At 33.8% G+C, this 2,186-nt stretch carries 4 protein-coding genes; 1 reads left to right on the top strand and 3 read right to left on the bottom strand.

The features are described 5' to 3' along the window. From BD31_RS05410 to BD31_RS05400, 3 genes are all read right to left on the bottom strand, one after another. Positions 1 to 691: Ig domain-containing protein (locus BD31_RS05410; RefSeq protein ID WP_008299582.1), on the bottom strand; the 691-nt coding region annotated here is incomplete at its 3' end. A 78-nt stretch (positions 692 to 769) separates the two neighbouring features. Then, a complete protein-coding gene (locus BD31_RS05405) occupies positions 770 to 1,186 on the bottom strand; it encodes an archease (RefSeq protein ID WP_008299578.1) in 417 nt (138 codons plus the stop codon). Between the two features lie 42 nt (positions 1,187 to 1,228). After that, positions 1,229 to 1,594, bottom strand: a complete 366-nt coding sequence (locus BD31_RS05400; RefSeq protein ID WP_008299580.1) for a VOC family protein — start codon at positions 1,592 to 1,594, stop codon at positions 1,229 to 1,231. Between the two features lie 87 nt (positions 1,595 to 1,681). On the opposite strand from BD31_RS05400, the gene BD31_RS05395 reads away from it, so the two are divergent. Next, positions 1,682 to 2,186: alcohol dehydrogenase catalytic domain-containing protein (locus BD31_RS05395; protein WP_008299575.1), on the top strand; the 505-nt coding region annotated here is incomplete at its 3' end.

Raw genomic sequence — 2,186 nt, 5'->3', positions numbered from 1 at the left:
CCTGCTCTTCTTTTGGCTCTTTCACAGGTTCTTCATATGCTTTCTTTACCGTAATTGTAATGTTCTCTTTATCTTCTTGACTTCCCTTATTTACGATTACATCAAAATTATAATGTACATCCTGAATATTCCCTTGAGATTTTGATGGAGTCCAAACAAATTTCCCAGTACTTGAATCAATTGTTGCCCCTGTTGGTGGATTATGTAAACTAAAAACTGCATCTTCAATTGAACTATCAATAAGAGTTGCTGTGAATGTAATTGTTTTTCCAACTTCTACAGTTCTATCTGCAATTGTATTGAGCTCTAATACATAGTCTGGAACTTCAAATATCCTATCTCCGTCATATTCAATCTTTATTGTAAATCCTTCATCCTCCTGTTGGTCATCGGTAAATGCTGTTGCATTATAGGTTCCTTCAATCTTAAAGAAATTTGTAACTGGTCTTGGAATTACTGAAAAATCTAAATCTCGTGTAGGATCTGATAACATTCCCTTGTAATTTCCTCCAGCATCACGAATTATGACATAAACGATATTTTCCCCCTCTTGGGTTCCAATGAATCTAAAGCTCTCTTCATTTACGTAAAAATTTTTTTCTAATTTCATGGATGTTACATCTGCATATGCTGGTACAACCATCACTAGAAATAATGAAAATACTGTAAATCCTACTAGTTTTCTACGCACAATTGAGGTTTACAGACTTTGTTTTTAAAAAATACGTATAACTTCTTCTTGCATTTTGCTAAGAATTATTCACCAAACTCACAAATCAAGCAAAAATCTCATGTATACTTGATGGTTTTCCTTGATTATCATGTCGTGAAAAGTTGGAGCCTTTATCTCTACTTTGAAATTGTGTTTTTTAAAATCTAGGGGCTCGCCATATGCTTTTGCATTAATTTTATAATCCCCATTTTTCTCAATATCAAAGTCTATTCTCTTTATTGCGAACCCTTCAGTAATTAGGATGAATGGGATTTCTTCTAGCCAGCTAAAAAGAAGATAATACAAATCCTTTCCCTGAGCAGAAAATTCTTTCTGATCTTTTTCTTCTACTTTATCTTGATCAAGTGTGAGATTAATTTCTGCTTCAGCTGCTACTGCAAATGCTTCTTTGATGTCTTTTGCATTGATCTCAATTATTGCATCAGTTGCATGATCTAAAAACTTGTAACTCAATTGTATATTTTGTAGTATTTCTGATTATTAATTTAGGTGGTATTATTCTGCCTTCTCATTCATTTCAATGATGCCAAATGCATTTCCTTCTGTATCCATACATTGTGCAAACCATCCGATTTTGGAAATTGCAATTTTAGGAACTATTAACTGTCCTCCTTTCTCAATAACTTTCTTTGTAAACTCATCAACTGATGGAACGTTAATTGTGTTTGTGATTCCCATTTGTCCCGGAATTCTTTTAGATAAACCGCCATTAATTCCTGGTTCATCATCACCGGTCTTGACCAACCAGTAATCCATTGGTCCATCCCATTTATCAAATTTCCAATCAAACACTTCCTCGTAGAATTTTTGTGCTCTTGCAGGATCATCAACAGGAATATCAAAATGTGAAACTCTTGGCATATAATTTTCACTTCACAAGATAATTTAAAAATTATCTATTTTTCTTAATTTCACTATTTTAAAATTAGATGCTTACATCAATACATCATGAAAGCTGCTTATTTTGATGGTGTGAAAATGATTTTTGAAAAAAATTATCCTGAACCAAAATCTGGCGAAGCATTAGTTAGAATAAGATTAGCAGGAATTTGTGGAACTGACTTGGAAATTCTACAGGGCTATATGAAATATCATGGAATCTTGGGTCATGAGTTTGTAGGAACAGTTGAAAAATCTGACAACCCTGAATTAATTGGAAAAAGAGTTGTAGGCGAGATTAATGTTGGATGTGGTAAATGTGATTTTTGTGAAAAAGGCTTGCAAAGACACTGTCCTGACAGAACTGTACTAGGTATCTTAAACCGAGATGGAGCATTTGCGGAATTTCTTTCACTGCCTGAAAAAAACCTTCATGTAATTCCTGATTCAATTTCTGATGAACAGGCTGTATTTGTTGAGCCTTTAGCTGCTGCTTTTGAGATTAAAGAGCAAATATCTTTGGACCCTAATTGGAGTGTTGCAGTGGTTGGTGATGGAAGACTTGCACAAATAA

The sequence above is a fragment of the Candidatus Nitrosopumilus salarius BD31 genome, from assembly GCF_000242875.2.
GTDB classification, from domain to species: Archaea; Thermoproteota; Nitrososphaeria; order Nitrososphaerales; family Nitrosopumilaceae; genus Nitrosopumilus; species Nitrosopumilus salarius.
Note: the sequence above shows the minus strand (reverse complement) of the source record. Positions and strands in the feature narration are given on the sequence as shown.